The sequence below is a fragment of the Stutzerimonas stutzeri genome (genome assembly GCF_024448695.1).
Classification (GTDB): domain Bacteria; phylum Pseudomonadota; class Gammaproteobacteria; order Pseudomonadales; family Pseudomonadaceae; genus Stutzerimonas; species Stutzerimonas stutzeri_T.
The window spans coordinates 21,469-47,693 of record NZ_JAMOHY010000001.1; the positions used below are offsets into that span (position 1 = coordinate 21,469).

The following is a 26,225-nucleotide window of genomic DNA, read 5'->3' on the forward strand; positions in this document are numbered from 1 at the left end:
CTAAAAGCAGCGTCCAGAAACGACGATGCGGGTGGTGCCCTCCGGCAGCCACCCGCATCAACAGCGATCAGAACGCAGAGAAAATCAGGCCTTAGGCAATGTCACGCCGCGCTGGCCCTGATATTTACCGCCCCGGTCGCGGTAAGACACTTCGCATTCCTCGTCAGATTCGAGGAACAGCATCTGCGCCACCCCCTCGTTGGCGTAGATCTTCGCCGGCAGGGTCGTGGTATTGGAGAACTCCAGCGTCACGTGGCCTTCCCATTCAGGCTCCAGCGGCGTGACGTTGACGATAATGCCGCAGCGAGCATAGGTGCTCTTGCCCAGGCAGATGGTCAGCACGTTGCGCGGAATACGGAAGTACTCAACCGTGCGCGCCAGGGCGAAGGAGTTCGGCGGGATGATGCAAACGTCGCTCTTGACGTCAACGAAGCTCTTCTCGTCGAAGTTCTTCGGATCGACCGTCGCCGAATTGATATTGGTGAATACCTTGAATTCATCGGCGCAGCGCACGTCGTAGCCATAGCTCGAGACGCCGTAGGAAATCAGCCGTTCGCTGCCCTCGGTGCGTACCTGACGCTCGACGAAGGGCTCGATCATGCCGTGCTCCTGAGCCATGCGACGAATCCACTTGTCCGATTTGATGCTCATGGCGAGACCCTGACTGGTTGGAGTTATATAAGAAGGCGTGCATCTTACCGACCACGCAAGCCGCGTTCAAAGCCTCTTGCACGACACCACGCGGAACGCTCCGAAGTCTTTTTCAAGAAACTGAAAATAAAGCTCGCATTGCGACGCAAATAGGGTATCTTTCATTGGCTGCTGCTGCATGTGTCACCGTGAATCGCTACATGTTTAGATTTCGATCCGATCATTGCTACGACTCCTTTAACTCCTTGCACACAGTCACCGTTCGGGGTATTTGCCCGATCACATCAATCTACATAGTTCAAGGAGACATCAAATGTCTAATCGCCAAACCGGTACCGTTAAGTGGTTCAACGATGAAAAAGGCTTCGGCTTCATCACTCCGCAATCCGGTGACGACCTCTTCGTTCACTTCCGTGCCATCCAGGGTGACGGCTTCAAGAGCCTGAAAGAAGGCCAAGCTGTTTCCTTCGTCGCTACTCGCGGCCAGAAGGGCATGCAAGCTGAGGAAGTTCAGGTTATCTAACCTGAGTCTTCTCTGAAAAAGCCCCGCTTCGGCGGGGCTTTTTTGTGCCTGCAATCTGGCGGATGAAAGCCATGCAGCCTTTCGCTCCCAGCGCAGATGTCTGTTGAGGTGCGGGGCGGAAGCTTCGCGTTAACCGCCCCGCGCACGATCAGTCGTCTGATACCACGATGTTCGGCATCGACTGGGCAATGATCTGCCCGCTCTGGGAGATGCGGGCACCAACGGTACGAGCCACTTCCTGATAGATCATGGCGATCTGGCTGTCCGGATCGGCAATGGTTGTCGGCTTTCCGGCATCAGCCTGGCTGCGAATGGCCATCGACAAGGGCAGCGACGCCAGCAGATCGACGTTGTACTCGCCTGCCAGCTTCTCACCGCCACCCTCACCAAACAGATGTTCGGCATGACCGCAGTTCGAGCAAATATGGATGGCCATGTTCTCGACGACGCCCAGCACCGGGATATTCACTTTGCGGAACATCTCCACACCCTTCTTGGCATCCAGCAGTGCCAGGTCCTGTGGCGTGGTGACGATTACCGAGCCGGTGACCGGCACCTTCTGCGCCAGGGTCAACTGGATATCGCCGGTTCCTGGCGGCATATCCACCACAAGGTAGTCGAGATCCTTCCAGGCGGTCTGGGTAATCAGCTGCAACAGGGCTCCGGAGACCATCGGGCCTCGCCAGACCATGGGTGTCTTGTCATCGGCGAGAAACGCCATGGACATCAGCTGCACGCCATGCGCTTCCAGCGGCACGAACCATTTCTGATCGAGGATCTGCGGCTTGGTCCCCTCGGGAATCCCGAACATGATGCCCTGGCTCGGCCCGTAGATATCGGCGTCCAGCACCCCGACCCGCGCCCCTTCACGCGCCAGTGCCAGCGCCAGATTGGCCGCCGTGGTGGACTTGCCCACCCCGCCCTTGCCGGACGCCACGGCGATAATGTTCTTCACATTGGCCAGCGACGGCACCTGATCCTGCGCCTTGTGCGGCTTGATCACACAATCGACCTGCACGTCTGCGCGGCTCACGCCCTCCAGCTGCTCAATGGCCATGGCCAGCATCTGTGCCCAGCCGCTACGAAACAGCTCCGCAGCGTAGCCTAGTTCGAGCTTTACACTGACGCGATCACCCTGCACTTCGACAGAACGCACGCATCCCGCACTGACCGGATCCTGATTAAGATGCGGATCGGTGTACTGACGCAGTATGGCTTCCACAGCTTCACGGGTGACGGACATGACAACTCCCACAAGAAAGACCGAGTAAAACAGACGGCCATATTAACAGCAGCGATAACGCCGGCGCCCACCCTTGCGACACCCTGCCTCTCATTCGGACAACCGCCCCGAGCGGTGGCCTGCATGTGGTCGCATCCTTTATAGTTGCGGACTTCTCGTTTTGCCGGTGCAGCCATTCCCATGTCCGAAGCTCGTCAGATTCTCGTTACCAGCGCCCTGCCGTATGCCAATGGTTCGATTCACCTCGGCCACATGCTGGAATACATCCAGACGGACATGTGGGTGCGCTTCCAGAAACTGCGCGGCAACCAGTGCATCTATGTCTGCGCCGATGATGCACACGGCTCGGCCATCATGCTGCGCGCTGAGAAGGAAGGGATCACGCCCGAGCAACTGATCGCCAATGTGCAGGCTGAGCACAGCCAGGATTTCGCTGACTTCCTTGTGGACTTCGACAATTTCCACTCGACCCATTCCGAGGAAAACCGCGAACTGTCGGAGCTGATCTACACTCGCCTGCGCGATGCCGGGCATATCGCCACCCGCTCGGTAACCCAGTATTTCGACCCGGACAAGGGCATGTTCCTGGCTGATCGCTTCATCAAGGGCACCTGCCCCAAGTGCGCTGCGGAAGACCAGTACGGCGATAACTGCGAAAAATGCGGCGCGACCTATGAGCCTACCGAGCTGAAAGATCCACGCTCGGCCATCTCCGGCGCCACACCGGTGCTGCGCGACTCCAAGCACTTCTTCTTCAAACTCCCCGAGTTCGAGGCCATGCTCAAGGAGTGGACACGTAGCGGCGCCTTACAGGATTCGGTGGCGAACAAGATCGCTGAATGGCTCGATGGCGGCCTGCACGAGTGGGACATCTCCCGCGATGCGCCCTACTTCGGCTTCGAGATCCCCGATGAGCCCGGCAAATACTTCTATGTATGGCTGGACGCGCCGATCGGCTACATGGCGAGCTTCAAGAACCTCTGCGCACGCCGCCCGGAACTGAACTTCGATACCTTCTGGAACAAGAACTCCAGTACCGAGCTGTACCACTTCATCGGCAAAGACATCATCAACTTCCACACCCTGTTCTGGCCGGCAATGCTGGAAGGGGCCGGTTTTCGCAAGCCGACCGCAGTCAATGTGCACGGCTACCTGACGGTCAATGGCCAGAAAATGTCCAAGTCACGTGGCACCTTCATCAAGGCGCGCACTTACCTCGACCACCTGAACCCCGAATACCTGCGCTATTACTACGCGGCCAAACTCGGTCGTGGCGTCGATGACCTTGACCTCAACCTCGAAGACTTCGTGCAGAAGGTCAATTCGGACCTGGTCGGCAAGGTGGTCAACATCGCCAGCCGTTGCGCCGGCTTCATTCACAAGGGCAACGCCGGAGTAATGGTTGCGGACAACGCCGCGCCGGAGCTGACCGACGCCTTCCGCACCGCTGCCCCGTCGATTGCCGAAGCTTATGAGAACCGCGATTTCGCCCGCGCCATGCGCGAAATCATGGGCCTGGCCGACCGCGCCAACGCCTGGATCGCTGACAAGGCGCCCTGGGCGCTGAACAAGCAGGAAGGCGCGCAGGCCGAGGTCCAGGCAATCTGCGCTACCGGCATCAACCTGTTCCGCCAGTTGGTGATCTTTCTCAAGCCGGTGCTGCCGAACCTCGCCGCCGATGCCGAGCGTTTCCTGAATGTCGAGCCGCTGGTGTGGGATGACCAACAGACTCTGCTGACCAATCATCAGCTGAACGCCTTCACACCGCTGCTGACCCGGATCGAGCCGGCGAAGATCGAAGCGATGATCGAGTCGTCCAAGGAAGACCTGGCCTCCACCGAAGCCGCTGCCCAGCCCACCGGAACTCCGGCTGGAGGCAATGGGGAGCTGACCAAGGAACCGCTGGCCACTGAAATCACCTTCGACCAGTTTGCCGCCGTCGATCTGCGCATCGCTCTGATCGAAAAGTGCGAGTTCGTCGAGGGCGCAGACAAGCTGCTGCGCCTGACGCTGGATATCGGCGATGCCAAGCGCAACGTCTTCTCCGGCATCAAGAGCGCCTACCCGGACCCGAGCAAACTGGAAGGGCGGCTGACGCTTTACGTGGCCAACCTCGCGGCGCGCAAGATGAAGTTCGGCGTGTCCGAAGGCATGGTGCTGGCAGCCGGTCCTGGTGGCGAGGAAATCTACCTGCTCGCTCCGGACAGTGGCGCCAAGCCCGGTCAACGGGTGAAGTGACGGCTCAGCAGCATGACTGACACCAGTGATCCCTCTCGCTGCCCACTGTGCGGGCAGTCCAACCAATGCGGCCAATGCGAGCCGCAGGCTGACGAGCAGCCTTGCTGGTGCTTCAGCGCCACCATCGATCCCCATGCTCGCCAGCAGATTCCCAGCGAGGCACGGAACAAGGCCTGCCTCTGTGTGCGCTGCGCTCGCGGCGAGCACTCTCCCGACAACTGATGCGCCTGGACCGTTTTATCGCCAATCTGCCCGACTGCAGCCATCGCCAGGCACGCCTGCTGGTCGCGTCAGGTCGGGTTGAAGTGAACGGCCAACCGGTGCGTGACGGCACCTGCGACATTCGCGTGTTCGATCAGGTGGCGCTGGACGGTCAGACGCTGCAGGCTGGCAAGACCGCGCGCTTCTTCATGCTGCACAAGCCGACCGGCTGCGTCAGCGCCACATCCGACCCTCAACACCCAACGGTACTTGACCTGCTCGACGAGCCGGACAAGGCCGACCTGCATATCGCCGGACGGCTGGACTTCAACACCACAGGATTACTGATCATCACCAACGACGGCCTCTGGTCCCGCCGCCTGACGCAACCCAAAAGCCTGCTGGGCAAAACCTATCGGGTAGAAACCGAAGACCCGATTGATCCCCTCTGCATCGAACGCTTCGCTCAGGGACTCTACTTCCGCTTCGAAAACCTCACCACGCTGCCCGCCGAACTCGAACTGCTCGGCCCGCACGAAGCCCGACTGACGCTGCATGAGGGCCGCTACCATCAGGTCAAGCGCATGTTCGGCCACTTCAACAACAAGGTCACCCGCCTGCACCGCGAACGCATGGGTCCGCTGGTTCTGAATGATGATCTCCAACCCGGCCATTACCGCCACCTCTCGCAGGAAGAAACCGCTCTGATCTGAGCCTTTGGCTGGAAACCGCTTCAATTCGAGTCAGCCTTCTGGTACAAAGCCTCCTGCGCGGGCGTCGTATAATGGTAATACCCTAGCTTCCCAAGCTAGAGCCGTGGGTTCGATTCCCATCGCCCGCTCCAGATTCGAAAAACAAGGCCCTGCTATTGCAGGGCTTTTTCGTTTCCGGCGTCTGACACAGCCATTCACAAGCGATAGCCACCGCCCTCACATGCCACCAGGCAAGGTAGTCAGGAAGCACAATTCTTCGAGCGCGGTTCCACTTGGCGTTATATAAATGCTTATATGACGAAAATTATTCTGGCCTCGAAACGGCATGCACATTTCATTGATAAGACGGGCAAGCGCCGTCCTGGCGCTTTCCTGTGGCTTGGCCCAAGCAGGTGAGGTGACGATTTCCGCTGCATCCAGCCTGACCAATGTCTTTCAGGACATTGCCCGCAGCTACGAAACTGAATATGTAGACGCCCGAGTTATGCTGAACTTCGGCGGCTCCGGGGGCTTGTTGCAGCAAATCGCCAAGGGCGCGCCGGTGGATGTGTTTGCCTCTGCCGACCAGGAAACGATGGACATTGCAGCCATGCAGAACCTGCTCGCAGCGGACACCCGTCAGGATTTCGCCCGCAATACGCTGGTGCTGATCGTGCCCAGCGACAGCCCGATCAGGCTTGGACAACTGGCCGATCTGCAGCAGTCCAGCGTTGAGCGGGTCGCCATGGGCAATCCGGCGAGCGTGCCCGCAGGCCGGTACAGCCGGCAGGCGCTGACGGCGGCCAACCTCTGGGACAACCTGCAAGACAAGGTGATCAATACCCAGAGCGTGCGCCAATCACTGGATTACGTGGCCCGAGGCGAAGTCGCAGCGGCATTGGTCTATGCAACCGACGCTCGCCTCATGAAAGACAAGGTGAAGCTTGCCTTCACCGTACCGCTGGAAGCGGACATCAGCTACCCGATTGCCCAGGTCCGCGACAGCGCCAACAGCGATGAAGCCAAACGTTTCATTAATTATCTACAGTCGCCTGTCGGGCAGGACATCCTTGCCCGACATGGTTTTCTGAAACCCTGAGCTCGGCCTGAGAACATCATGGAACCAGTCTGGACTGCGCTCGCCCTCTCGCTCAAGGTCGCCGGCTTTGCCACAGCGATCACTCTGGTGCTGGGGACGGCAACAGGTTTTCTGCTGGCGCGCCTGCGCTTTCCGGGGCGCGACCTGCTCGACAGCCTGCTGACCCTGCCAATGGTGCTGCCGCCCACCGTGCTTGGCTATTACCTGCTGGTGCTGCTGGGCCGGCGCAGCACGTTCGGCGCCTGGCTGCATGACAGTTTCGGCATCAATCTCATCTTCACCTGGCAAGGGGCCGTGATTGCCGCCTCCATCGTCGCCTTTCCCCTGGTGTTCAAACCGGCGCGGGCGGCATTTGAGGGCGTCGACGGTCAACTGGAAAATGCCGCCCGCGTGCTGGGCATTTCAGAGCTGGCAATCTTCTTTCGGGTGACACTGCCCCTGGCCTGGCGTGGCATTCTCGCGGGTGTACTGCTGGCATTCGCTCGCGCACTGGGCGAGTTCGGCGCCACCCTGATGGTCGCGGGCAGCATCCCCGGCAAGACACAGACGCTGTCGATTGCCGTATACGAGGCTGTCCAGGCCGGACAGGACGATGTGGCCAACACTCTGGTGCTGATTACCTCACTGGTCTGCGTGACCGTACTGCTGATTGCCGGACGCCTGGCGCCCGGACGTATCGCCAATCGTTGACGGAGCCTGCACGTGCTGCTTGATCTCGACATTGCTAAAACCCTGAGCTCGGGCAAGCGTATCTTCCAGCTCCAGCTGGGCTTCCAGACGACCAGTCAGCGAGTGGTCGTGCTTGGGCCGTCCGGTTCAGGCAAGAGCCTGTTGCTGAAAGCCATCGCTGGGCTGATACGGCCTGATCGCGGGCATATCCGCCTGGATGGCACGCCCCTGTTCGATGCGACGGCGAAGATCAACCTGGCGCCACAGCAGCGCAAGATGGCCTACCTGTTTCAGGACTACGCGCTGTTTCCGCACCTGAGCGTGCGGCAGAACATCGGTTTCGGCCTGACGCATGGCCTGTTCAATCCCCGCTCAAGCGAGCACAACGACACGGTCGAGCACTGGCTGGAAACGTTCGACCTCCACCCGGTCGCAGACCAGCTGCCCGAAGATCTGTCCGGCGGCCAACGCCAGCGCACCGCGCTGGCCAGAGCACTGGTCGCGAAACCGAACGCATTGTTGCTGGATGAACCCTTCTCTGCCCTGGATTCCGCGCTGCGCAGCCACATGCGCCGCGAACTGGATGAGCTGCAACGGCGCCTGAAGGTGCCCATGCTGCTGATCACCCATGATCAGGAGGACGCCGAGGTATTGGGTGATCAGGTGTTGCACATGCGTGATGGCCGCATCGAAACCTTGAACGGGAGTTGATCCGATATGCCTTGTGACAATCCCGGAAACGATACATCAATGGAGAAAAAGGATCGGGCCATCGAGCTGCACGGCTCGGTCTGGCTCACTGTCGATGGCGAGCGGTTCGGCGGCGAGCAACGTATCGCCCTGCTCGCCAGGATCGCCGAATGCGGATCCATCACCCAGGCTGCCAAGGCTATCGGAATGAGCTACAAGGCTGCGTGGGATGCCATCGACGCCATGAACAATCTGGCCGGCGAGCCGCTGATGGAGCGTGTAGCCGGCGGCAAGGGCGGTGGCGGTTCACGCCTGACCCGACGCGGCGAGCAACTGGTGGAGAACTTTCGCCTGATAGAGCGAGAACACCTGCGTTTCGTCGAGCAACTGAGCCGGCAAGCCACAGGCATTGCCGATGACTATCTCCTGATCCGCAGGATGGGCATGAAGACCAGCGCACGCAATCAGTTCCACGGCAAGGTGGCCCGGGTGAAAACCGGGGCAGTCAATGATGAAATCGAGCTGGAAATTGCCGGCGGGCAGAAAATTGTCGCCATCGTCACCCATGAAAGCACCACGGAACTTGGCCTGCAGCCCGGCACCGAGGCCTTGGCGCTGATCAAGTCGTCGTCAGTGATCCTCGTCAGCGATGACAACGGCGCGCGCTTTTCTGCGCGCAACCGCCTGACAGGCGTCCTTTCACGAGTACACCCCGGCGCGGTGAACACCGAGGTGGTACTGGAGCTGTCTGGCGGCGCTGCGCTGGCCGCCATCATCACCAACGAAAGCTGTCACACGCTGGGCCTGGCAGAAGGTAAGACCATCACGGCGATCTTCAAGGCCTCCAGCGTGATTGTCGGCGTGCCGCTCTAGAAAGCCAGACGCACTCCCACCGTCAGGTTGCGCCCCGGCAGCAACACGTCATCCTTGATGAAGGACGTGTGCTGGCGAGCTTTTTCGTCCAGCAGGTTGTTGCCCTTGAGATAGATCAGGTAGTCGCTCTGCTTCAGCGAACCGGCATAGCTGAGGCCGGCGCCGAGCATGTTGTAGCCGCCGGTTTCCGTCTCGTAATCGGCCAGATCGCCCTGACGCTGCACTCGGTAGAACTCCAGCTGCCCATTGAGCGCGGGCGTGAAACTCTGATCAAGGCGTACGCCCAGACGGTCTGCCGGAATACGCGGCAGGTCGCCACCGCCATCACGCAGTTTGCCGCGCACATGGTCGCCGAACAGCGTAAAGGCGGTTGCATCGGTGGCCTGGAAGCGGACTTCACCCTCTGCGCCGGTGAGTACGGCGTCCTGCTGGCGATACTCTATTTCACGATAGCCACCACCGATGTCGTGCCCGGTGTCGGCGGCGAAGATGAAGTCATCCACCTGATTGCGGAACAGGCTGAAGTTGAAGGTGGTGCGTCCGGCGAACTTGCGCAAGGTCAGCTCGGCATTGTGGGACGTTTCCTCGTCCAGCTCGATATTGCCCAACTCGACCGTACGACTCGCCGCATGCGGGCCGTAGGCATAGAGCTCTTCTGCAGTGGGCAGGCGCTGGGAGCGCGAAAGCGAGAAACCCAGCGAGTACTGCGGCGCAAAGGTCCAGACTGCACCGGCAGATACCGAGGTTCCCTTGTGATCGGTGTTGCGCTGACCGTCGGCGTCGATATCCTGCCATTCGTGGCGTAATCCCAACTCGTAACGCCAGGCGCCTGCGGTGTATTCCTCCAGCAGAAACACACCATGGTTGCGGGTCAGTGTCGGCGGTACATAGGCCTCTTCACCGGCAGCTTCGAAGTCACGGCGCAAGGTTTGCGCTCCCACCACGCCACGCCAACCAAACAATGGCTGATGAGTCAGCTCCAGGCGTGCATCAGTGGCGTCGTTATCGAACCGGGTACCCACTTCGCCGCCTTCGATTTCCTCATGCTGGTAGTTGCTGTGACCAACACGCAGGCGTGCCAGCTCGAAGCCGGGAAGCGGGTCGCCCAGCTCACCGCGAAGGTCCCAGCGCTTCTGCTGCATATCGACATAAGGCACTGCACCATGCTCTTCATCATGGTCATGGCTGTGCCCATGACCACCGCAGTGCCAGTCACGACCGTGGGTATGGCAGTCGGCATGCTCGTGGGCCAGCAGCCCGTAGCGATTGTTCTGCTCCGTGTAGGCAGCACCGAGATAACCACGCTCACCAATGAAACTGGCGCCCAGGGTAAAGCTGTCAGTGTCGTTGTAGGAGCCTTCCTGCCTGTTCGGAGAACCGGGAATCTCGTACTCGTCGGCCTGACGCTTGGCGCCCTCGGCACGCACCGCAAAATTACCGCTGCCGGCGGTAATGCCGAATACACCGGCGTCTTCATTGGCGACGCTGTTGGCACGCAGCTCCAGCTCGCCTTCATAGCCTTTCTCAGGTACGTAGGTCGGCACCTTGCGGTCGATGACATTGACCACGCCTCCAATGGCTCCGCCGCCATACAGCAGGGTCGCCGGCCCTTTCAGCACTTCGATTCGTTCGGCCAGCAACGGCTCGCTGACCACCGCATGATCCGGGCTGATGGTAGAGGCGTCGAGCAGCTCCACGCCGTCGCTCAGCACCTTCACCCGTGCCCCATCGAGACCACGAATGACCGGCCTCGCGGCACCGGCACCGAAACTGCTGGAGTGCACGCCAGGCAGGCCTTGCAGCGTTTCCCCCAGCGTCGCCTCTCGGCGCATCACCAGCTCCTGCCCTTCCATGACGGCCACCGGCATCGTCATCTCATGGCTTTGCTTGCCAAGACCGCTGGCGCTGACGACCACGGAATCAAGTTCGACCGGATCAGCGGCCCAGGCAGCCGGAACCAGAGCCAGGCTGACAGCCCAGGCAAGGGGGTGACGTTTCAGTTTCATGTGATTCTCCAAGGAAATGACAACTGCCTTGCAAGGCAGCCATGCAAGGCGGCGGAGAATCTATCATGTTATATCGTAACGTTTAAATATTTTAAGCAAGAACCGTTATTGCCCCACGCTGGAGCATGGAAGTCATCGGAACAGGTTGCGTGAATCGTCAAACAAAGCGGCAAGGTCCCGACAGAACCTTGCCGGAATTCAGACCGGAGCTTTAAAACTCCGGTCTGATCGGCATGTAGCCGTGAGGATCAACCCGCACGATATTCCGCATCAGCCGTCTCGAAGCGCTGCTGGATACTGGCGGCAGGCTCCTTACCCATCAGGCTGACGACGTAGATGGCGACGCTGGCGAAAAGGAAGCCGGGAATGATTTCGTACAGACCCAGACCAATGAATTCTTTCCAGACAACTACGGTAATCGCCCCTACCAGCATGCCCACCAGCGCGCCGTTGCGGGTCATGCGTTTCCACAGCAGCGAGATCAGCACAACCGGGCCGAAAGCTGCGCCAAAACCGGCCCAGGCATAGGACACCAGTCCCAGCACCTTGCTTTCCGGATTGGAGGCAATGCCGATGGCAATCAGTGCAATCAGCAGCACCATGCCGCGGCCAACCCAGACCAGCTCAACCTGGGAAGCACTCTTGCGCAGGAAGGCCTTGTAGAAATCCTGCGTAAGTGCGCTGGAACTGACCAGCAGCTGGGCACTGAGCGTGCTCATCACGGCAGCAAGAACGCCCGAAAGAATCACCCCCGCGACCCATGGATTGAAGAGGATTTTCACCAGTTCCAGAAATACCCGCTCGCCATTGTCCCTGACCGGACCGGCCAGCTCGGGATGGTCCGCAAAATAGGCAATGCCGAGAAAGCCTACGGCCACCGCGCCTGCCAGGGTCAGGATCATCCAGGTCATGCCGATACGGCGGGCGTTGGGAATGGTCTTGACCGAATCAGCCGCCATGAAGCGCACCAGGATATGCGGCTGGCCGAAGTACCCAAGCCCCCAGGCCAGCAGCGAAATGATTGCAACGAAGGACAAGCCGCGGAACATGTCGAAGTTTGCCGGGTTCTGCGCCTCGATGGTGGCCACCACGGTGCTCATGTCGCCCAGCGCGAGAATCACGAACAGCGGCGTAATCAGCAGCGCAAAGATCATCAGCGTCGCCTGTACGGTGTCGGTCCAGCTCACGGCCAGAAAGCCACCGATGAATACATAGAGAATGGTCGCCGCCGCGCCGACCCAGAGCGCCGTGCCGTATTCCATGCCGAAGGTCGATTCAAACAGGCGCGCACCCGCCACCACACCCGAGGCGCAGTAGATGGTGAAGAACACCAGGATCACCAGTGCCGAAAAAATCCGCAGCAGACGGCTGTTGTCTTCGAAACGGTGCGAGAAATAATCCGGCAGGGTCAGCGCGTTGTGATTGTGTTCGGTATGCACCCGCAGGCGACCGGCAACAAACAGCCAGTTCAACCAGGCGCCGACGATCAAGCCGATGGCAATCCAGCTTTCCGACAGGCCCGCGACGAAAATCGCACCGGGCAGCCCCATCAGCAGCCAGCCGCTCATGTCCGAGGCGCCAGCCGATAATGCCGTGACGAAACTGCCGAGACTGCGACCGCCCAGAATATAGTCATCGAAGTTTCGGGTGGCGCGATAGGCGATGAAGCCGATGAGAATCATCGCCGCAATATAGATCACGAAGGTGATCAGGGTCGGGTTGCTCATGTTCATTGAGGGGGGTTCCTTATGTTGCCCGGGCATCACGCATCCACTGGCCAAATGCGGGCAAAACCCTGGCAACGAATGATCAGATTGGCAAGCCGCTGAAAAACCACCTGTGTTTTTCAGCGGCCTGCTGCAAAGCATAGCGCCTCGACCGCTTTCTCGCCGTTAAGCCTTGAGTTTGAGCCATCACCTGCGCAACGGACCGGAAAGAATAGGGTCGGATAGGTATCGGCCACATGCAATTCGCACGCGGCTTCGAACGCCACCAGGAGGCTCTCCATGACCGTCAGCATCGACACCGCCACCGGCACCTGCTCCACCACTCGCGACGGCATCACCCATCGCAGCGCGATCATGGATGTCAGGATCGGTACCGACCCACAGGCACGGATGTCAGTCGCGCATATCGACAGCGTCAGCGTGCATTTACCCGAAGACCAGGCCGAGCACCTGATTGCAGCCGGCGCAGTGGATGAGCGTGAGAACCTCGTCACTGATGACTAGCAGGCCCTGAATACCCGCGCCCACCCGCGCGGGGACGATCCAACAAGCGGTAGCCGATCGAGCGAGATTGAAATCATTCGCACAAGACCTATCTAAGGGTCATGTATCGACATTGGGTGCCGCATGAACGACGAGAACAATCAGGACTTCGAGCAGAACGCCACAGGTCTTGTGCTGCCGGACCAGAATCTGCCGGACAAGCTATACATCATCCCGATCCACAACCGGCCTTTCTTTCCCGCTCAGGTGCTGCCGGTCATCGTCAATGAACAGCCCTGGGCGCAGACATTGGAGCTGGTCGGCAAGACGCCGCACCAGCGTCTGGCGCTGTTCTTCATGGATAACCCGGCGCAGGACGCAGCCAGCTTCGACCCCGACAGCCTGCCCGAACACGGCACCATGGTGCGCGTGCACCATGCCACGCGCGAGGGCGGCAAGCTGCAGTTCGTGGCCCAGGGCATGGCCCGTGTACGCATTCGCGGCTGGCTGCGGCGCAAGCCGCCGTACCTGGCGGAAGTCGATTACCCACAGAGCGACGATGATCCGCGTGACGAGGTCAAGGCCTACGGCATGGCGCTGATCAACGCCATCAAGGAACTGCTGCCGCTCAATCCTTTGTACAGCGAGGAACTGAAGAACTACCTCAACCGCTTCAGTCCCAACGATCCCTCCCCGCTGACCGACTTTGCCGCAGCGCTGACCACCGCACCCGGCAACGAACTGCAGGACGTGCTCGACAGCGTGCCCGTGCTCAAGCGCATGGAAAAAGTGCTGCCGCTGCTGCGCAAGGAAGTCGAGGTCGCCAAGCTGCAAAAGGAGCTGACCGGCGAGGTCAACCGCAAGATCGGTGAGCGCCAGCGTGAGTTCTTCCTCAAGGAACAGCTGAAGATCATCCAGCAAGAGTTGGGCATCACCAAGGATGACCGCAGCGCCGATGCTGATGAGTTCCGCTCACGCCTGGAGGGCAAGGTGGTGCCGCCGGCGGCGCAGAAACGCATCGACGATGAACTGACCAAGCTTTCGGTGCTGGAAACCGGATCGCCGGAGTACGCGGTCACGCGCAATTATCTGGACTGGGCCACTTCGATGCCCTGGGGCGTCTACGGCAAGGACAGGCTCGACCTGGCCCACGCGCGCAAAGTGCTCAACAGGCACCATGCGGGGCTCGATGACATCAAGAGCCGCATCCTCGAGTTTCTTGCCGTTGGCACATTCCGTGGCGAGATCTCCGGCTCGATCGTGCTGCTGGTCGGGCCACCGGGCGTGGGCAAGACCAGCATCGGCAAGTCCATAGCCGAATCCCTGGGCCGCCCGTTCTACCGTTTCAGTGTCGGAGGCATGCGCGACGAGGCGGAAATCAAGGGCCATCGGCGCACCTACATCGGTGCCCTGCCCGGCAAGCTGGTGCAGGCGCTCAAGGAAGTCGAGGTGATGAACCCGGTGATCATGCTCGATGAAGTGGACAAGCTCGGCAGCAGCCATCAGGGCGACCCGGCTTCGGCACTGCTGGAAACGCTGGACCCCGAACAGAATTTCGGCTTCCTCGACCACTATCTCGACCTGCGCGTGGACCTGTCCAAGGTGCTGTTCATCTGCACCGCCAACACTCTCTATTCGGTACCCGATGCGCTGCTCGATCGCATGGAAATCGTGCGGCTGTCCGGTTACATCACCGAGGAAAAGCTGCAGATCGCCAAGCGTCACCTATGGCCCCGCCAGTTGCAGCGAGCCGGTGTGCCGAAGAATCGCCTGACCATCAACGATGCGGCCCTGCGCGCCCTGATCGAGGGCTATGCCCGTGAAGCCGGGGTGCGCCAGCTCGACAAGCAGCTCGGCAAACTGGTGCGCAAGGCCGTGGTAAAGCTGCTCGATGAACCGGACAGCACGATAAAGATCGGCCCCAAAAGCATCGAGAGCTATCTGGGCCTTCCATTCTGGCACCCCGAGCAGCTGCTCAGCGGGATCGGCGTGGTTACCGGCCTGGCATGGAACAGCATGGGCGGCGCGACACTGCCCATCGAGGCAACCCGGATTCACACCCTCAACCGCGGCTTCAAGCTGACCGGCAAGCTGGGCGAGGTGATGAAGGAATCCGCCGAAATTGCCTACAGCTACGTGAACGCGCACCTGAAGGAGTTCAAGGGCGATCCGGCTTTCTTCGACCAGGCCTTCGTGCATATGCACGTGCCCGAAGGCGCGACACCCAAGGACGGCCCCAGCGCCGGCATCAGCATGGCCAGCGCCCTGCTGTCGCTGGCCCGCAACCAGGCGCCAAAGAAAGGTGTCGCAATGACCGGTGAGCTGACCCTGACCGGCCAGGTACTGGCGATTGGCGGCCTTCGCGAGAAGGTCATTGCCGCACGGCGCCTGAAGCTGTACGAGCTGATCATCCCCGAATCGAACCGCGGCGACTTCCAGGAACTGCCCGATTATCTGAAGGAAGGCCTCACGGTACATTTCGCCAAGCGTTTCAGTGACGTGATCAAGGTGCTGTTCTGACAGATCAACAGCTTACGCCTTTGCCTGATCCGAGCGGCGAAACTGAAACCACCGCGCTGAAACCGTAGGGCGGACATCTTTCCGCCTTGCGGACCATCGCCGAGCCGCATATTCCTGGCCCATTGAAATCCGCCCCACGGCCGCCCCGAATATCTGGGCCTGCGCGCCAAGGCCCGCTATCCTTGCCCTCTCGTATTTCAACCGGTGCCGACGATCATGCCTTTCGCCATCTCCCGTTGCCTGCTGCCTTTATCCGTGCTGATGCTGGGTGCCTGCGCGAGCACTCCACCCAGCAGCCTTTCGATCAGCGAAGACCGCCTCTGTCCGCTGTCGCTGCACGCAGGGCAAACGCTGATCGTCAGCCTGCCGAGCAATCCGGCTACAGGCTATCGCTGGAATCTGCGTGAAACATCCTCCGAGCTGTTGAAAAGCCTGGGACCGGAAGTCTTCAGCACACCGGACAGTGACCTGGTCGGTGGCGACGGCATTTCCACCTGGCGCTTCGAAGCCCGCAATACCGGACACGGACGGCTGCTGTTGACCTATCAACGTCCCTGGGAAACGGATGCCGAGCCTGCTGGCCTGTTCGACTGCCGAATCGAGGTTCAATAACCGGCAGAATACACTTGCAGGCATCGCCAATAGAACGAGGCTTGTACAGGTAGCGCGGGCGAGAACGGATGACCGCCTGGTCACACCATGAACAACCCCGGACTCGCATCCAATTGCACTTCCGATGGCGCTGAGTCTTTACGCCCTGCTCCAAAGTCTCGCCAAACGGAGCGGCTTTGCTGGCAAAAACAGGCCTGTCCCCATATTCTCGTCACCACATTCGCGAACGCATCGGCGGCGGGCTCAACAGGGGCGCGTACCCCTGATCGTTCAACCGTAGACGGACACCACAACCAGACAGGGCTGCAAAGCCCGATAGGATATCCACCCATGAAGTCATCCCTCACCCAATGGCTGTCCCTGGGCGCCCTTGCCCTGACCCTGGCGACTCCGTTCACGGCCAGCGCCGCTGAGCAGAAATCCGTGGCGGCAACCGCTATCGTCGAACATCCGGCGCTGGATTCCGTGCGTGATGGCGTTCGGGCGGCACTGGAGGCCGCGGGTTACAGCGGCGACAACCTCAAGTGGCAGTACCAGACCGCACAGGGCAACACTGCCACTGCCTCGCAGATCGCCCGCAAGTTCGTCGGCGACCGTCCCGATGCCATCGTCGCCATCGCCACCCCTTCAGCCCAGGCCGTGGTCGCCAGCAGCCGTTCGGTGCCTGTGGTTTTCGCCGCCGTTACCGACCCGGTCGCGGCGCAGCTGGTTCGCAACTGGGAGCCTTCCGGCAGCAACGTCACCGGTGTGTCCGACGAGCTGGAACTGGATCGCCAGATGGAACTGGTCAAACGCGTAGTACCCGATGCCACTCGCGTAGGTATGGTCTACAACCCCGGCGAAGCCAATTCCGTGGTGGTGGTCGAGCGCCTGCGCAAGCTGCTGCCGGAAATGGGCATGACCCTGGTCGAAGCCGCCGCACCGCGCTCGGTAGACGTAGGCTCGGCTGCCCGCAGCCTGGTGGGCAAGGTCGACGTGATCTACACCAACACCGACAACAACGTGGTTTCGGCCTACGAGTCGCTGGTCAAGGTCGGTATGGATACCAAGACTCCTCTGGTGGCCTCGGATACCGACAGCGTCAAGCGTGGCGCCATCGCGGCCATCGGCATCGACTACTACAAACACGGCGTGCAGGCCGGTGAACTGGTGGTGCGCCTGCTCAACGGCGAGAAGCCCGGCGACATCGCTCCGCAGAAAACCACCGAGCTGGGCCTGTTCCTCAACCGTTCCGCCGCCGCCGCCCAGGGTGTCACCCTGTCCCAGGAGCTGATCGACTCGGCTGCCGAAGTCATCGAATGATCTGACCTGCGCCGGCGCACTTCGCCCCGGCGCAGCCGTTCACCAAAGGCACATCATCCATGTCACTGTTTTCCCTGTTTGGCGCCCTTGAAGTAGGCCTGATCTTCGGTCTGGTCGCGCTTGGCGTATTTATCTCGTTTCGCCTGCTGCGTTTCCCCGACCTGACCGTCGATGGCAGTTTCCCGCTCGGCGGCGCCGTCTGCGCCGTGCTGATCGCCAACGGCACCGATCCTTTCCTGGCGACCCTGATCGCGACCGCCGCCGGTGCACTGGCCGGCATGGTCACGGCAGCGCTGAACGTACACCTCAAGATCATGGACCTGCTCGCCAGCATCCTGATGATGATCGCGCTGTACTCCATCAACCTGCGCATCATGGGCCGGCCGAACATTCCGCTGATCATGGAACCGACCATGTTCAGCATGCTGCAACCCGAATGGCTGGCCGATTATGTGGCCCGCCCACTAATCCTGCTGCTGGTGGTCATCGCCGCCAAGATCATGCTCGACATGTATTTCTCTACCCGCCAGGGCCTGGCTATCCGTGCCACTGGCTCCAACCCGCGCATGGCCCGCGCCCAGGGCGTAAACACGGGCGCCATGGCCATTCTCGGCATGGCGATCTCCAACGCCCTGGTGGCACTGGCCGGCGCCATGTTCGCCCAGACTCAGGGCGGTGCCGATATTTCCATGGGCATCGGCACCATCGTCATCGGCCTGGCGGCGGTGATCGTCGGTGAAAGCATCCTGCCGGCGCGACGCATCTTCTACCTGACCCTGGCCGTGATCCTCGGCGCCATCGTTTACCGCTTCTTCATCGCTCTGGCCCTGAACAGCGACTTCATCGGCCTGCAAGCCCAGGACCTGAACCTGATCACCGCCGTACTGGTCGTTATCGCCCTGGTTATCCCGCTGATCAAACAACGCCTGACCCGCAGGAGGCACGTCTGATGCTCAGCGCGCAGAACCTCAAGATCACCTTCAACCACGGCACGCCCATCGAGACACGGGCTTTGCAGGGCCTGTCCCTGGATATTCCCACCGGCCAGTTCGTCACCGTGATCGGTACCAATGGCGCAGGCAAATCGACCTTCCTCAACGCCGTTTCCGGCGACCTGTCCGTGGACAGCGGCAAACTGCTGATCGATGACGAGGATGTCACCCGCCTGCCGGTCTGGAGCCGCGCCAGCCGCGTGGCTCGTGTATTCCAAGACCCCATGGCCGGCACCTGCGAAGACCTGACCATCGAAGAAAACATGGCGCTGGCTCAGCAGCGCGGACAACGTCGCGGCTTGACCAAGGCCGTACAGACATCCATGCGCGAGGAATTCCGCCGCCACCTTTCCACCCTTGGTCTGGGCCTGGAAAACCGTCTTACCGACCGCATCGGCCTGCTCTCCGGTGGCCAGCGCCAGGCTGTCAGCCTGCTGATGGCAGCCTTGCAACCCTCACGCATCCTGCTGCTGGACGAACACACCGCAGCCCTTGACCCACGCACGGCGGATTTCGTCCTGCAACTCACCGCGCGCATCGTGGCGGAAAAGCAGCTCACCACCATGATGGTCACTCACAGCATGCGCCAGGCACTGGACATCGGCGACCGCACCGTGATGCTGCATCAGGGTCAGGTGGTGCTGGATGTGGCCGGTAACGAACGCAAGGGCCTGGACGTGCCGGATCTGCTGCACATGTTTGAGAAAGTACGCGGCGAGAAACTGGCGGATGATGCACTGCTGCTGGGGTAAAGCCCCTCCCGGACCCGCGTCACCTGGCCCTCAGGCACGCTTCCGGGCTAGCATCGGACCTTCTGTGCCGGCGAGACGCATCGCCGGCGACACCGACTTTCAGGAGGATTCATGAGCTTTACCGTTTACCTGTCCGGCGAAATCCACACCGACTGGCGCGACGAGATCAAGCGTGGCGCCGCAGCCGCGGAGCTGGACGTGGTCTTCACGTCTGCCGTGACCGACCATGAAGCCAGCGATGCCGCCGGCGATTGCCTGGGTGCCGAGCCGAATGCGTTCTGGCGCGACCACAAGTCCTCCAAGGTCAATGCGATCCGCACCAAGACCCTGATCCGGCAGGCCGATCTGGTGGTGGTGCGCTTTGGCGACAAGTACAAGCAATGGAACGCCGCGTTCGACGCCGGCTATTGCGCCGCACTGGACAAGCCTTACATCACCCTGCACGGCGAAGACATCGTTCATCCACTGAAGGAAGTCGATGCGGCGGCCATGGCCTGGGCAACCACTACCGAGCAGGTGGTGGAAATCCTGAAGCACGTGCTTCGTGACTGATCGCTAGCGATATCGGCAAGATCACCCCGCGAGCCGCTGCACTGCTACAAAGCAAAACGCCCTGCATCAGCAGGGCGTTTTTTGTTACCACGATTGTTTAGATCGCGCCTCGCTGACGCAGCAGATCGATCACCTGCTTGACGCCTTCGGCCACGCTGAGGGACTCGGTATCGATCACCAGATCCGCATTGCCCGGCACGTCATAAGGGAAGGACTCACCGGGAATGTTGTCGCCACCCGCGGCATACAAAGCTTGCGGGTCGCGCTGCTGGCAGGCCTGCGGCGAAGCCTGGACATAGACAGTGATCAAGCGGTCATCGCCCACCAATGCCTTGGCCTGTTCACGGCCTTCGGCGTCCGGAGCAACGAAGGCAGCCAGCGTCAGCAAACCAGCCTCGTTGAACTGGCGTGCCACATGAGCGGCGCGGCGCCAGTTCTCGGTACGACCGGCGCGATCCTGCGGCAACCCCTTGTTCAGGTCGTGGCGCAGGTTCTGCCCATCGAGCACGTAAACCGCCCGGCCCATGTCGAACAGCTTGCGCTCCACGGCATAGGCCAGAGTGCTCTTGCCAGCACCCGAGAGACCGGTGAACAGCACGGTAGCCGGCTGCTGACCAAAGCGCGTGGCGCGCTCCTCGGTGGAAACATGCGCCAGCGCGCCGTGGTGGCTGCCAGAACTGTGGGCGACCGGGTCGGCAATGATCATGCCCGCGCCAACAGTGCCGTTGGTGAGCCGGTCGATGATGATGAAAGCACCCGTGGTGCGGTTCTGCGCGTAGCCATCCAGCGCGATGGATGCATCAAGACTGACACGGACCTGGCCGATCTCGTTGAGTTGCAGGCTGCTCGCCGGGCCGTGCTCCAGAGTGTTCACATCCACCATATGAGCGATGCTGGCGATGGAACCCGGCACGTAGCTGGTGGCGCGCTTGATGTCGTATTTCTTGCCCGGCAGCATCGGCTCTTCGCCCATCCAGACCAGCATGGCATCAAAGCTGTCGGCGATACGCGGCTGATTATCGGCATGTACCAGCATGTCGCCACGGGAGACATCGATCTCGTCTTCCAGCGTCAGGGTGACGGCTTCACCAGGCGTGGCCTGCTCCAGCTCCCCATCGTAGGTCACGATGGATTTGATCCGGCTGGTCTTGCCGGACGGCAGCACGGCGATTTCATCACCCTTGCGCACGATGCCGCTGGCCAGGGTGCCGGCGAAACCGCGGAAGTTGAGGTTGGGCCGGTTGACGTACTGCACCGGAAAACGCAGGTCGTCGAAGTTGCGGTCGCCGGCAATCTCGACGCTTTCGAGAATTTCCATCAGCGACTGGCCCTGATACCAGGCTGCACGCTCGCTCTTGTTGACGACGTTGTCGCCCTTGAGCGCGGACATGGGCACGAAATGCAGGGAGCTCGGCTTAAGGTCGATGCGCTCGGCAAACGACAGGTAATCGGCCTTGATGCGCTCGAACACGCTCTGGTCGAAGCCCATCAGGTCCATCTTGTTGATGGCCACGACGATGTGCTTGATACCCAGCAATGAGGCAATAAAGCTGTGACGGCGGGTCTGGGTCTGCACACCGTAGCGGGCATCGACAAGGATGATCGCCAGATCGCAGGTGGAGGCGCCGGTCGCCATGTTGCGGGTGTACTGCTCATGGCCAGGGGTGTCGGCGATGATGAACTTGCGCTTGGCGGTGCTGAAGTAGCGGTAGGCAACATCGATGGTGATGCCCTGCTCGCGCTCGGCCTGCAGGCCATCGACCAGCAGCGCCAGGTCCACGTCATCACCTGTGGTGCCGACCTTCTTCGAGTCACGGGTGATGGCTTCCAGATGATCTTCGTAGATCATCTTGGAATCGTGCAGCAGGCGCCCGATCAGGGTGCTTTTGCCGTCATCGACGTTGCCGCAGGTAAGAAAGCGCAGCAACTCTTTGCGCTCGTGCTGGGCCAGGTACGCGAGGATGTCCTCGCTGATCAAATCAGACTGATGAGACATGGTGCGGAATCCTTAGAAGTAGCCCTGACGTTTCTTTTCTTCCATCGACCCGGCGCCATCATGGTCGATGACGCGGCCCTGGCGCTCGGAGGTGCGGGTCAGGAGCATTTCCTGGATGATTTCCGGCAGGCTCGCAGCGGTTGACTCCACCGCACCGGTCAGCGGGTAGCAGCCGAGGGTACGGAAGCGAACCATGCGCTTTTCGATGCGACCTTTCTCTTCATCACTGAGGTGTTCGAGAATGCGCTCGTCGTCGATCATGATCAGCGTGCCGTTCTTCTCGATGACGTCGCGCTCTGCGGCGAAGTACAGCGGCACGATCGGGATGCCTTCCAGATAGATGTACTGCCAGATATCCAGCTCGGTCCAGTTGGACAGCGGGAACACGCGGATCGACTCGCCCTTGGTCACCTTGCCGTTGTAGACGTTCCACAGCTCGGGGCGTTGATTCTTGGGGTCCCAGCGGTGCTTGCCGTCGCGGAAGGAGTAGACGCGCTCCTTGGCCCGCGACTTCTCCTCATCGCGACGCGCGCCACCGAAGGCCGCATCGAAACCGTATTTGTCCAGCGCCTGCTTGAGGCCCTCGGTTTTCATGATGTCAGTGTGCTTGGCGCTGCCGTGGGTGAAGGGGTTGATGTTCTGGGCGACGCCATCCGGGTTCACGTGGGTGATCAGGTCCAGGTCCATCTCGGCGACCATCTTGTCGCGGAAGCTGTACATTTCCTGGAATTTCCAGCGCGTGTCCACGTGCATCACCGGGAACGGCAGCTTGCCGGGATAGAACGCCTTGCGCGCCAAGTGCAGCATCACGGCCGAATCCTTGCCGATGGAATAGAGCATCACCGGGTTGTCGAACTCGGCGGCCACCTCGCGGATGATGTGGATGCTTTCCGCCTCCAGCTCTTTCAGATGCGTCAGTTTGTCGACCATGGCTACTCACGAATATGCAGATGGACGGCCAGCAGGCCATAAGAAGGGCGCAACTTTAACACGAGACAAGATTCTAATCAGGCCGCCCGTTAGAACGAAATGGACTAGATTTATGCCGGCAGAAACGCCCGATAACGGTGGATCGCCTGCATACGCGGACGCGCAGGAGCGGGCCATTCCCGCGAAATGCCGCCATGCCGAAGTGCGGGTTCATTCGCAGGCATGAACTGATCCAATAGGTGCCGTCATTCCCACGAAGTACACCGGGACGCTCGGTTAAGCCGGATTGGGGCAATCAATAAAAATGTGCTCGATGGCAAAACGACGGGCCAGGTAGTCACCCAGCGCCTGGACGCCGTAACGCTCGGTGGCGTGATGACCGGCGGCGAAGAAACTCAGGCCGTTTTCGCGTGCGCTATGCACGGTTGGTTCAGAGATTTCACCCGTCAGATAGGCGTCGACGCCCGCCGCAATCGCCTGATCGATATAACCCTGAGCGCCGCCTGTGCACCAGCCGACACGCCTGATCAGGCCGCCACCTTCAATCATCAACGGCTCGCGCTCCAGCTTTTCATGCACGAGACGTCCGAATTCAGCCGGCGTCAACGGCGTTGCCAGCGAGCCGACCAGCCCGACCGACCTTGGATTGTCCGGTTCCAACGCCCCTTCGATGGTCAGGCCAAGCAGGCGCGCCAACTGCACGTTATTGCCCACCTCCTCATGCAGGTCGAGCGGCAGGTGATAGGCAAGCAGGCTGATGTCGTGATTCAACAGCGTTTTCAGGCGACGCTGCTTCATCCCCACGATGCGCGGGTCCTCGTTTTTCCAGAAATAACCATGATGTACGAGCACCACATCGGCCTCGGCTTCTACCGCAGCATCGAGCAGGGCCTGACTGGCGGTCACACCACTGACGATGCGGCACACCTGGGGCCTGCCTTCAACCTGCAGGCCGTTGGGGCAGTAGTCGGGGATTTTCGAGACATTCAGGTAGCTGTTGCTCTCTTCAACCAGTGTGGCCAGTGCGATTGCCATGGAAAGGGTCCTGAATCGAGTGGGGGCGGGGTGAGGCAAAACGGCTGCCACAGCTAATCAGCACGCTGCATTTCGCCGCCAGCTTCGTATAATGCCGCCACATTAAAGGGGGCACTCGACCCCCGCAACCTATGCGGATTGCACAACAAGATGATCAATGCCCTGCGCTACCTGAGCTGGCCGTTGTTGGCTGGCCTGCTTCTCGCCCTGCTGATCATTCAGCGCTATCCGCACTGGGTGGGACTGGATACCGAGCCGGCGTACACCCTGCAACAGGCGCCATTGGCGGCTGGACCGCGTCAGGGACCGTACTCCTACGCGGGCGCAGTCAGCAGCGCGGCACCGGCGGTGGCCAACTTGTACACCACCAAGATCATCGACAAGCCCCAGCAGCCGCTGCCCAAGGACGACCCGCTGTTTCAGCGTTTCTTCGGGGACAACCTGCCCCGCCAGAGACGCATGGAGTCAAGCCTCGGTTCAGCGGTGATCATGAGCTCCGAAGGCTATCTGCTGACCAACAACCACGTGACCGCCAATGCTGAACAGATCGTGGTGGCGCTCAGGGATGGCCGTGAAACCCTGGCGAGAGTGATCGGCAACGACCCGGAAACAGACCTCGCCGTGCTGAAGATCGATCTTGAGAATCTTCCGGCCATCACCCTCGGGCACTCGGACAGCATTCGTGTCGGCGATGTCACGCTGGCGATCGGCAATCCGTTTGGGGTGGGCCAGACAGTCACCATGGGCATCATCAGCGCTACCGGACGCAACCAGCTGGGGCTCAACACCTATGAGGATTTCATACAGACCGATGCAGCGATCAATCGCGGCAATTCGGGCGGAGCGCTGGTGGATGCCGCCGGGCATCTGATCGGGATAAACACGGCGATCATTTCCGAATCCGGCGGTTCACAGGGAATCGGCTTCGCCATACCGGTCAAACTGGCGATGGAAGTAATGAAAGCCATAGTCGAGCATGGCCAGGTGATTCGCGGCTGGCTGGGTGTCGAAGTTCAGTCGTTGACTCAGGAACTGGCCGAATCCTTTGGTCAGGCGGGCCGCCCCGGTATCGTCGTCGCCGGTGTTTACCGCGACGGCCCGGCGGAGCGTGCCGGCCTGCGGCCCGGTGATCTGATTCTCAGCATCGACGGCGCACAGTCCAGCGACGGCCGCAGCTCGATGAACCAGGTCGCCCGAACCCGTCCCGGCGACCGGATCAAGATCGACATCCTGCGCAACGGCCAACCACTGACACTGACTGCCGAAGTGGGCATGCGGCCTCCGGTGGAGTCGAAACCCTAGCTGCAGCGGCCAGGGTGCAGAGCGCTGCCCATACCAGCCTACTTTTGCGTCGCCTGTGCAATGGCATCCAGCAGCGCCTGGTTCTGCTCCGGCGTACCTATGGTGATGCGCAGGTACTGGTCGATACGCGGCAGCTTGAAGTGGCGAACGATCACACCCGCCTCACGCAGCGCGGCAGCGAGTGCAGCAGCGTCGTGGCCGGGGTGACGGGCAAAAATGAAGTTGGCCGCCGACGGCAGCACTTCAAAACCCTGCGCCGTCATTGCAGCGACAACGTCCTCGCGACTGGCGATCACCTGCTGACAGGTTTGCTGGAAATAGAGGCGATCCTCAAATGCCGCGGCAGCGCCGGCAATCGCAATGCGGTCCAGCGGATAGGAGTTGAAGCTGTTCTTGATCCGCTCCAGGGCCTCGATCAGGTCCGGATGCCCGACCGCAAGCCCCACACGCAGACCGGCAAGGGAGCGCGATTTGGACAACGTCTGGGTCACCAGCAGATTCGGATAGCGATCAACCAGCGCAATCGCCGATTCGCCACCGAAATCGATATAGGCCTCGTCTACCAGCACCACCGACTCGGTATTGGCCTGCAGCAGACGCTCAATGGCTTGCAGGGTCAGCACACGGCCTGTGGGCGCATTGGGGTTGGGAAAGATGATGCCGCCGTTGGGTCGGCTGTAATCGGCCACTTCGATCTGGAACTCGTCATCCAGCGCGATGGTTTCGTATTCAATACCGTAAAGCCCGCAGTAGACCGGATAGAAACTGTAGGTCACATCGGGAAACAACAACGGCTTGCCATGCTGGAACAGCCCATGAAAGGCATGCGCCAGCACTTCATCGGAACCGTTACCGACAAACACCTGAGCCGGTTGCACACTGTAATAGTCGGCCACCGCCCGCTTGAGCCGCTCGCCGTTGGGGTCGGGATACAGGCGCAGCGTGTCGCCAATCTCAACCTGCATCGCTGCAAGCGCCTTGGGCGACGGCCCGTAGGGGTTCTCGTTGGTGTTGAGTTTGACCAGCTTGTTCAGCTTCGGCTGCTCACCTGGCACATAAGGCACCAGGGTCTTGACGAAGGGGCTCCAGTATTTGCTCACAGCCCTTCTCTCCTCGAATGTGATCGTTTGACCGGGG

The 26,225-nt window shown here is 60.7% G+C and carries 24 protein-coding genes and 1 tRNA gene; 17 read left to right on the forward strand and 8 right to left on the reverse strand.

Features of this window, described 5'->3' with window-relative positions:
- Window positions 1–84: 84 nt before the first annotated feature.
- Entirely contained in the window at window positions 85–651 is a 567-nt protein-coding gene (dcd, locus tag NAV32_RS00115) for a dCTP deaminase (protein ID WP_256050668.1), read from the reverse strand.
- A 313-nt stretch (window positions 652–964) separates the two neighbouring features.
- Here dcd and NAV32_RS00120 point away from each other — a divergent pair, with 313 nt between their 5' ends.
- Window positions 965–1,174: a cold-shock protein gene (locus tag NAV32_RS00120; protein ID WP_178078032.1), complete on the forward strand. Its 210-nt coding sequence runs from the start codon at window positions 965–967 to the stop codon at window positions 1,172–1,174.
- Between the two features lie 148 nt (window positions 1,175–1,322).
- Here NAV32_RS00120 and apbC read toward each other — a convergent pair whose 3' ends face one another.
- Entirely contained in the window at window positions 1,323–2,417 is a 1,095-nt protein-coding gene (gene apbC, locus NAV32_RS00125; RefSeq protein ID WP_256050671.1) for an iron-sulfur cluster carrier protein ApbC, read from the reverse strand.
- A 180-nt stretch (window positions 2,418–2,597) separates the two neighbouring features.
- On the opposite strand from apbC, the gene metG reads away from it, so the two are divergent.
- The 8 genes from metG to NAV32_RS00165 all read left to right on the forward strand — a co-directional run bounded on the left by metG (window position 2,598) and on the right by NAV32_RS00165 (window position 8,879).
- Window positions 2,598–4,655, forward strand: coding sequence for a methionine--tRNA ligase (metG, locus tag NAV32_RS00130; protein WP_256050673.1), 2,058 nt, complete (start codon window positions 2,598–2,600; stop codon window positions 4,653–4,655).
- 12 nt (window positions 4,656–4,667) lie between these two features.
- Window positions 4,668–4,877, forward strand: coding sequence for a cysteine-rich CWC family protein (locus NAV32_RS00135; RefSeq protein WP_256050675.1), 210 nt, complete (start codon window positions 4,668–4,670; stop codon window positions 4,875–4,877).
- Window positions 4,877–5,569, forward strand: a complete 693-nt coding sequence (locus tag NAV32_RS00140; protein WP_256050677.1) for a pseudouridine synthase — start codon at window positions 4,877–4,879, stop codon at window positions 5,567–5,569. The genes NAV32_RS00135 and NAV32_RS00140 overlap by 1 nt, the downstream gene beginning before the upstream one ends.
- 57 nt (window positions 5,570–5,626) lie before the next feature.
- Window positions 5,627–5,700: transfer RNA gene (locus NAV32_RS00145), tRNA-Gly, on the forward strand.
- A gap of 266 nt (window positions 5,701–5,966) precedes the next feature.
- A complete protein-coding gene (gene modA, locus NAV32_RS00150) occupies window positions 5,967–6,647 on the forward strand; it encodes a molybdate ABC transporter substrate-binding protein (RefSeq protein ID WP_256050679.1) in 681 nt (226 codons plus the stop codon).
- Window positions 6,648–6,665: 18 nt separating this feature from the next.
- Window positions 6,666–7,337, forward strand: a complete 672-nt coding sequence (gene modB, locus NAV32_RS00155; protein WP_256050681.1) for a molybdate ABC transporter permease subunit — start codon at window positions 6,666–6,668, stop codon at window positions 7,335–7,337.
- Between the two features lie 12 nt (window positions 7,338–7,349).
- Window positions 7,350–8,027 (forward strand): sulfate/molybdate ABC transporter ATP-binding protein, encoded by a 678-nt coding sequence (locus NAV32_RS00160; protein ID WP_256050683.1) that lies wholly within the window; start codon window positions 7,350–7,352, stop codon window positions 8,025–8,027.
- Window positions 8,028–8,066: 39 nt separating this feature from the next.
- Window positions 8,067–8,879, forward strand: a complete 813-nt coding sequence (locus NAV32_RS00165; RefSeq protein WP_256050685.1) for a TOBE domain-containing protein — start codon at window positions 8,067–8,069, stop codon at window positions 8,877–8,879.
- On the opposite strand, the gene NAV32_RS00170 is transcribed toward NAV32_RS00165, so the two are convergent.
- Window positions 8,876–10,885: a TonB-dependent receptor gene (locus tag NAV32_RS00170; protein WP_256050687.1), complete on the reverse strand. Its 2,010-nt coding sequence runs from the start codon at window positions 10,883–10,885 to the stop codon at window positions 8,876–8,878. The two genes, NAV32_RS00165 and NAV32_RS00170, sit on opposite strands and share 4 nt — an antisense overlap.
- Before the next feature lie 248 nt (window positions 10,886–11,133).
- Window positions 11,134–12,618, reverse strand: coding sequence for a sodium/proline symporter PutP (putP, locus tag NAV32_RS00175; protein ID WP_256050689.1), 1,485 nt, complete (start codon window positions 12,616–12,618; stop codon window positions 11,134–11,136).
- 273 nt (window positions 12,619–12,891) lie between these two features.
- Here putP and NAV32_RS00180 point away from each other — a divergent pair, with 273 nt between their 5' ends.
- The 7 genes from NAV32_RS00180 (at window position 12,892) to NAV32_RS00210 (ending at window position 19,825) form a co-directional block, all read left to right on the forward strand.
- A complete protein-coding gene (locus tag NAV32_RS00180; protein WP_256050691.1) occupies window positions 12,892–13,116 on the forward strand; it encodes a DUF3203 family protein in 225 nt (74 codons plus the stop codon).
- A gap of 123 nt (window positions 13,117–13,239) precedes the next feature.
- The gene (lon, locus tag NAV32_RS00185; RefSeq protein ID WP_256050693.1) at window positions 13,240–15,615 is read left to right on the forward strand and encodes an endopeptidase La; all 2,376 of its coding nucleotides are present in this window, start codon (window positions 13,240–13,242) and stop codon (window positions 15,613–15,615) included.
- Between the two features lie 216 nt (window positions 15,616–15,831).
- The gene (locus NAV32_RS00190) at window positions 15,832–16,227 is read left to right on the forward strand and encodes a protease inhibitor I42 family protein (protein ID WP_256050695.1); all 396 of its coding nucleotides are present in this window, start codon (window positions 15,832–15,834) and stop codon (window positions 16,225–16,227) included.
- 330 nt (window positions 16,228–16,557) lie between these two features.
- Complete coding sequence (locus NAV32_RS00195; RefSeq protein WP_256050697.1) at window positions 16,558–17,529, forward strand: ABC transporter substrate-binding protein; 972 nt, start codon at window positions 16,558–16,560, stop codon at window positions 17,527–17,529.
- 59 nt (window positions 17,530–17,588) lie between these two features.
- Window positions 17,589–18,479 (forward strand): ABC transporter permease, encoded by an 891-nt coding sequence (locus NAV32_RS00200; RefSeq protein WP_256050699.1) that lies wholly within the window; start codon window positions 17,589–17,591, stop codon window positions 18,477–18,479.
- A complete protein-coding gene (locus tag NAV32_RS00205; protein WP_256050701.1) occupies window positions 18,479–19,273 on the forward strand; it encodes an ABC transporter ATP-binding protein in 795 nt (264 codons plus the stop codon). The genes NAV32_RS00200 and NAV32_RS00205 overlap by 1 nt, the downstream gene beginning before the upstream one ends.
- Window positions 19,274–19,384: 111 nt before the next feature.
- On the forward strand, window positions 19,385–19,825 hold the full coding sequence (locus NAV32_RS00210; RefSeq protein WP_256050703.1) for a YtoQ family protein: 441 nt from the start codon (window positions 19,385–19,387) through the stop codon (window positions 19,823–19,825).
- Window positions 19,826–19,922: 97 nt separating this feature from the next.
- Here NAV32_RS00210 and cysN read toward each other — a convergent pair whose 3' ends face one another.
- From cysN to NAV32_RS00225, 3 genes are all read right to left on the reverse strand, one after another.
- Window positions 19,923–21,821, reverse strand: a complete 1,899-nt coding sequence (cysN, locus tag NAV32_RS00215) for a sulfate adenylyltransferase subunit CysN (protein WP_256050704.1) — start codon at window positions 21,819–21,821, stop codon at window positions 19,923–19,925.
- A gap of 12 nt (window positions 21,822–21,833) precedes the next feature.
- Window positions 21,834–22,751 carry a sulfate adenylyltransferase subunit CysD gene (gene cysD / locus NAV32_RS00220; protein ID WP_256050706.1) on the reverse strand — a complete coding sequence of 306 codons (918 nt, stop codon included), beginning with the start codon at window positions 22,749–22,751 and terminating at the stop codon, window positions 21,834–21,836.
- A gap of 276 nt (window positions 22,752–23,027) precedes the next feature.
- Window positions 23,028–23,786: a Nif3-like dinuclear metal center hexameric protein gene (locus tag NAV32_RS00225; RefSeq protein WP_256050708.1), complete on the reverse strand. Its 759-nt coding sequence runs from the start codon at window positions 23,784–23,786 to the stop codon at window positions 23,028–23,030.
- Between the two features lie 150 nt (window positions 23,787–23,936).
- On the opposite strand from NAV32_RS00225, the gene algW reads away from it, so the two are divergent.
- Window positions 23,937–25,088, forward strand: coding sequence for a Do family serine endopeptidase AlgW (gene algW / locus NAV32_RS00230; protein WP_256050710.1), 1,152 nt, complete (start codon window positions 23,937–23,939; stop codon window positions 25,086–25,088).
- Window positions 25,089–25,126: 38 nt separating this feature from the next.
- Here algW and hisC read toward each other — a convergent pair whose 3' ends face one another.
- The gene (gene hisC, locus NAV32_RS00235) at window positions 25,127–26,188 is read right to left on the reverse strand and encodes a histidinol-phosphate transaminase (RefSeq protein WP_256050712.1); all 1,062 of its coding nucleotides are present in this window, start codon (window positions 26,186–26,188) and stop codon (window positions 25,127–25,129) included.
- Window positions 26,189–26,225: the final 37 nt, after the last annotated feature.

Bases quoted from the DNA above. Each gene is read 5' to 3' on its own strand.
- dcd (WP_256050668.1), bottom strand. From the start codon at position 651: ATGAGCATCAAATCGGACAAGTGGATTCGTCGCATGGCTCAGGAGCAC.
- NAV32_RS00120 (WP_178078032.1), top strand. From the start codon at position 965: ATGTCTAATCGCCAAACCGGTACCGTTAAGTGGTTCAACGATGAAAAA.
- apbC (WP_256050671.1), bottom strand. From the start codon at position 2,417: ATGTCCGTCACCCGTGAAGCTGTGGAAGCCATACTGCGTCAGTACACC.
- metG (WP_256050673.1), top strand. From the start codon at position 2,598: ATGTCCGAAGCTCGTCAGATTCTCGTTACCAGCGCCCTGCCGTATGCC.
- NAV32_RS00135 (WP_256050675.1), top strand. From the start codon at position 4,668: ATGACTGACACCAGTGATCCCTCTCGCTGCCCACTGTGCGGGCAGTCC.
- NAV32_RS00140 (WP_256050677.1), top strand. From the start codon at position 4,877: ATGCGCCTGGACCGTTTTATCGCCAATCTGCCCGACTGCAGCCATCGC.
- modB (WP_256050681.1), top strand. From the start codon at position 6,666: ATGGAACCAGTCTGGACTGCGCTCGCCCTCTCGCTCAAGGTCGCCGGC.
- NAV32_RS00165 (WP_256050685.1), top strand. From the start codon at position 8,067: ATGGAGAAAAAGGATCGGGCCATCGAGCTGCACGGCTCGGTCTGGCTC.
- NAV32_RS00170 (WP_256050687.1), bottom strand. From the start codon at position 10,885: ATGAAACTGAAACGTCACCCCCTTGCCTGGGCTGTCAGCCTGGCTCTG.
- putP (WP_256050689.1), bottom strand. From the start codon at position 12,618: ATGAACATGAGCAACCCGACCCTGATCACCTTCGTGATCTATATTGCG.
- NAV32_RS00180 (WP_256050691.1), top strand. From the start codon at position 12,892: ATGACCGTCAGCATCGACACCGCCACCGGCACCTGCTCCACCACTCGC.
- lon (WP_256050693.1), top strand. From the start codon at position 13,240: ATGAACGACGAGAACAATCAGGACTTCGAGCAGAACGCCACAGGTCTT.
- NAV32_RS00190 (WP_256050695.1), top strand. From the start codon at position 15,832: ATGCCTTTCGCCATCTCCCGTTGCCTGCTGCCTTTATCCGTGCTGATG.
- NAV32_RS00195 (WP_256050697.1), top strand. From the start codon at position 16,558: ATGAAGTCATCCCTCACCCAATGGCTGTCCCTGGGCGCCCTTGCCCTG.
- NAV32_RS00200 (WP_256050699.1), top strand. From the start codon at position 17,589: ATGTCACTGTTTTCCCTGTTTGGCGCCCTTGAAGTAGGCCTGATCTTC.
- NAV32_RS00205 (WP_256050701.1), top strand. From the start codon at position 18,479: ATGCTCAGCGCGCAGAACCTCAAGATCACCTTCAACCACGGCACGCCC.
- NAV32_RS00210 (WP_256050703.1), top strand. From the start codon at position 19,385: ATGAGCTTTACCGTTTACCTGTCCGGCGAAATCCACACCGACTGGCGC.
- cysN (WP_256050704.1), bottom strand. From the start codon at position 21,821: ATGTCTCATCAGTCTGATTTGATCAGCGAGGACATCCTCGCGTACCTG.
- cysD (WP_256050706.1), bottom strand. From the start codon at position 22,751: ATGGTCGACAAACTGACGCATCTGAAAGAGCTGGAGGCGGAAAGCATC.
- NAV32_RS00225 (WP_256050708.1), bottom strand. From the start codon at position 23,786: ATGGCAATCGCACTGGCCACACTGGTTGAAGAGAGCAACAGCTACCTG.
- algW (WP_256050710.1), top strand. From the start codon at position 23,937: ATGATCAATGCCCTGCGCTACCTGAGCTGGCCGTTGTTGGCTGGCCTG.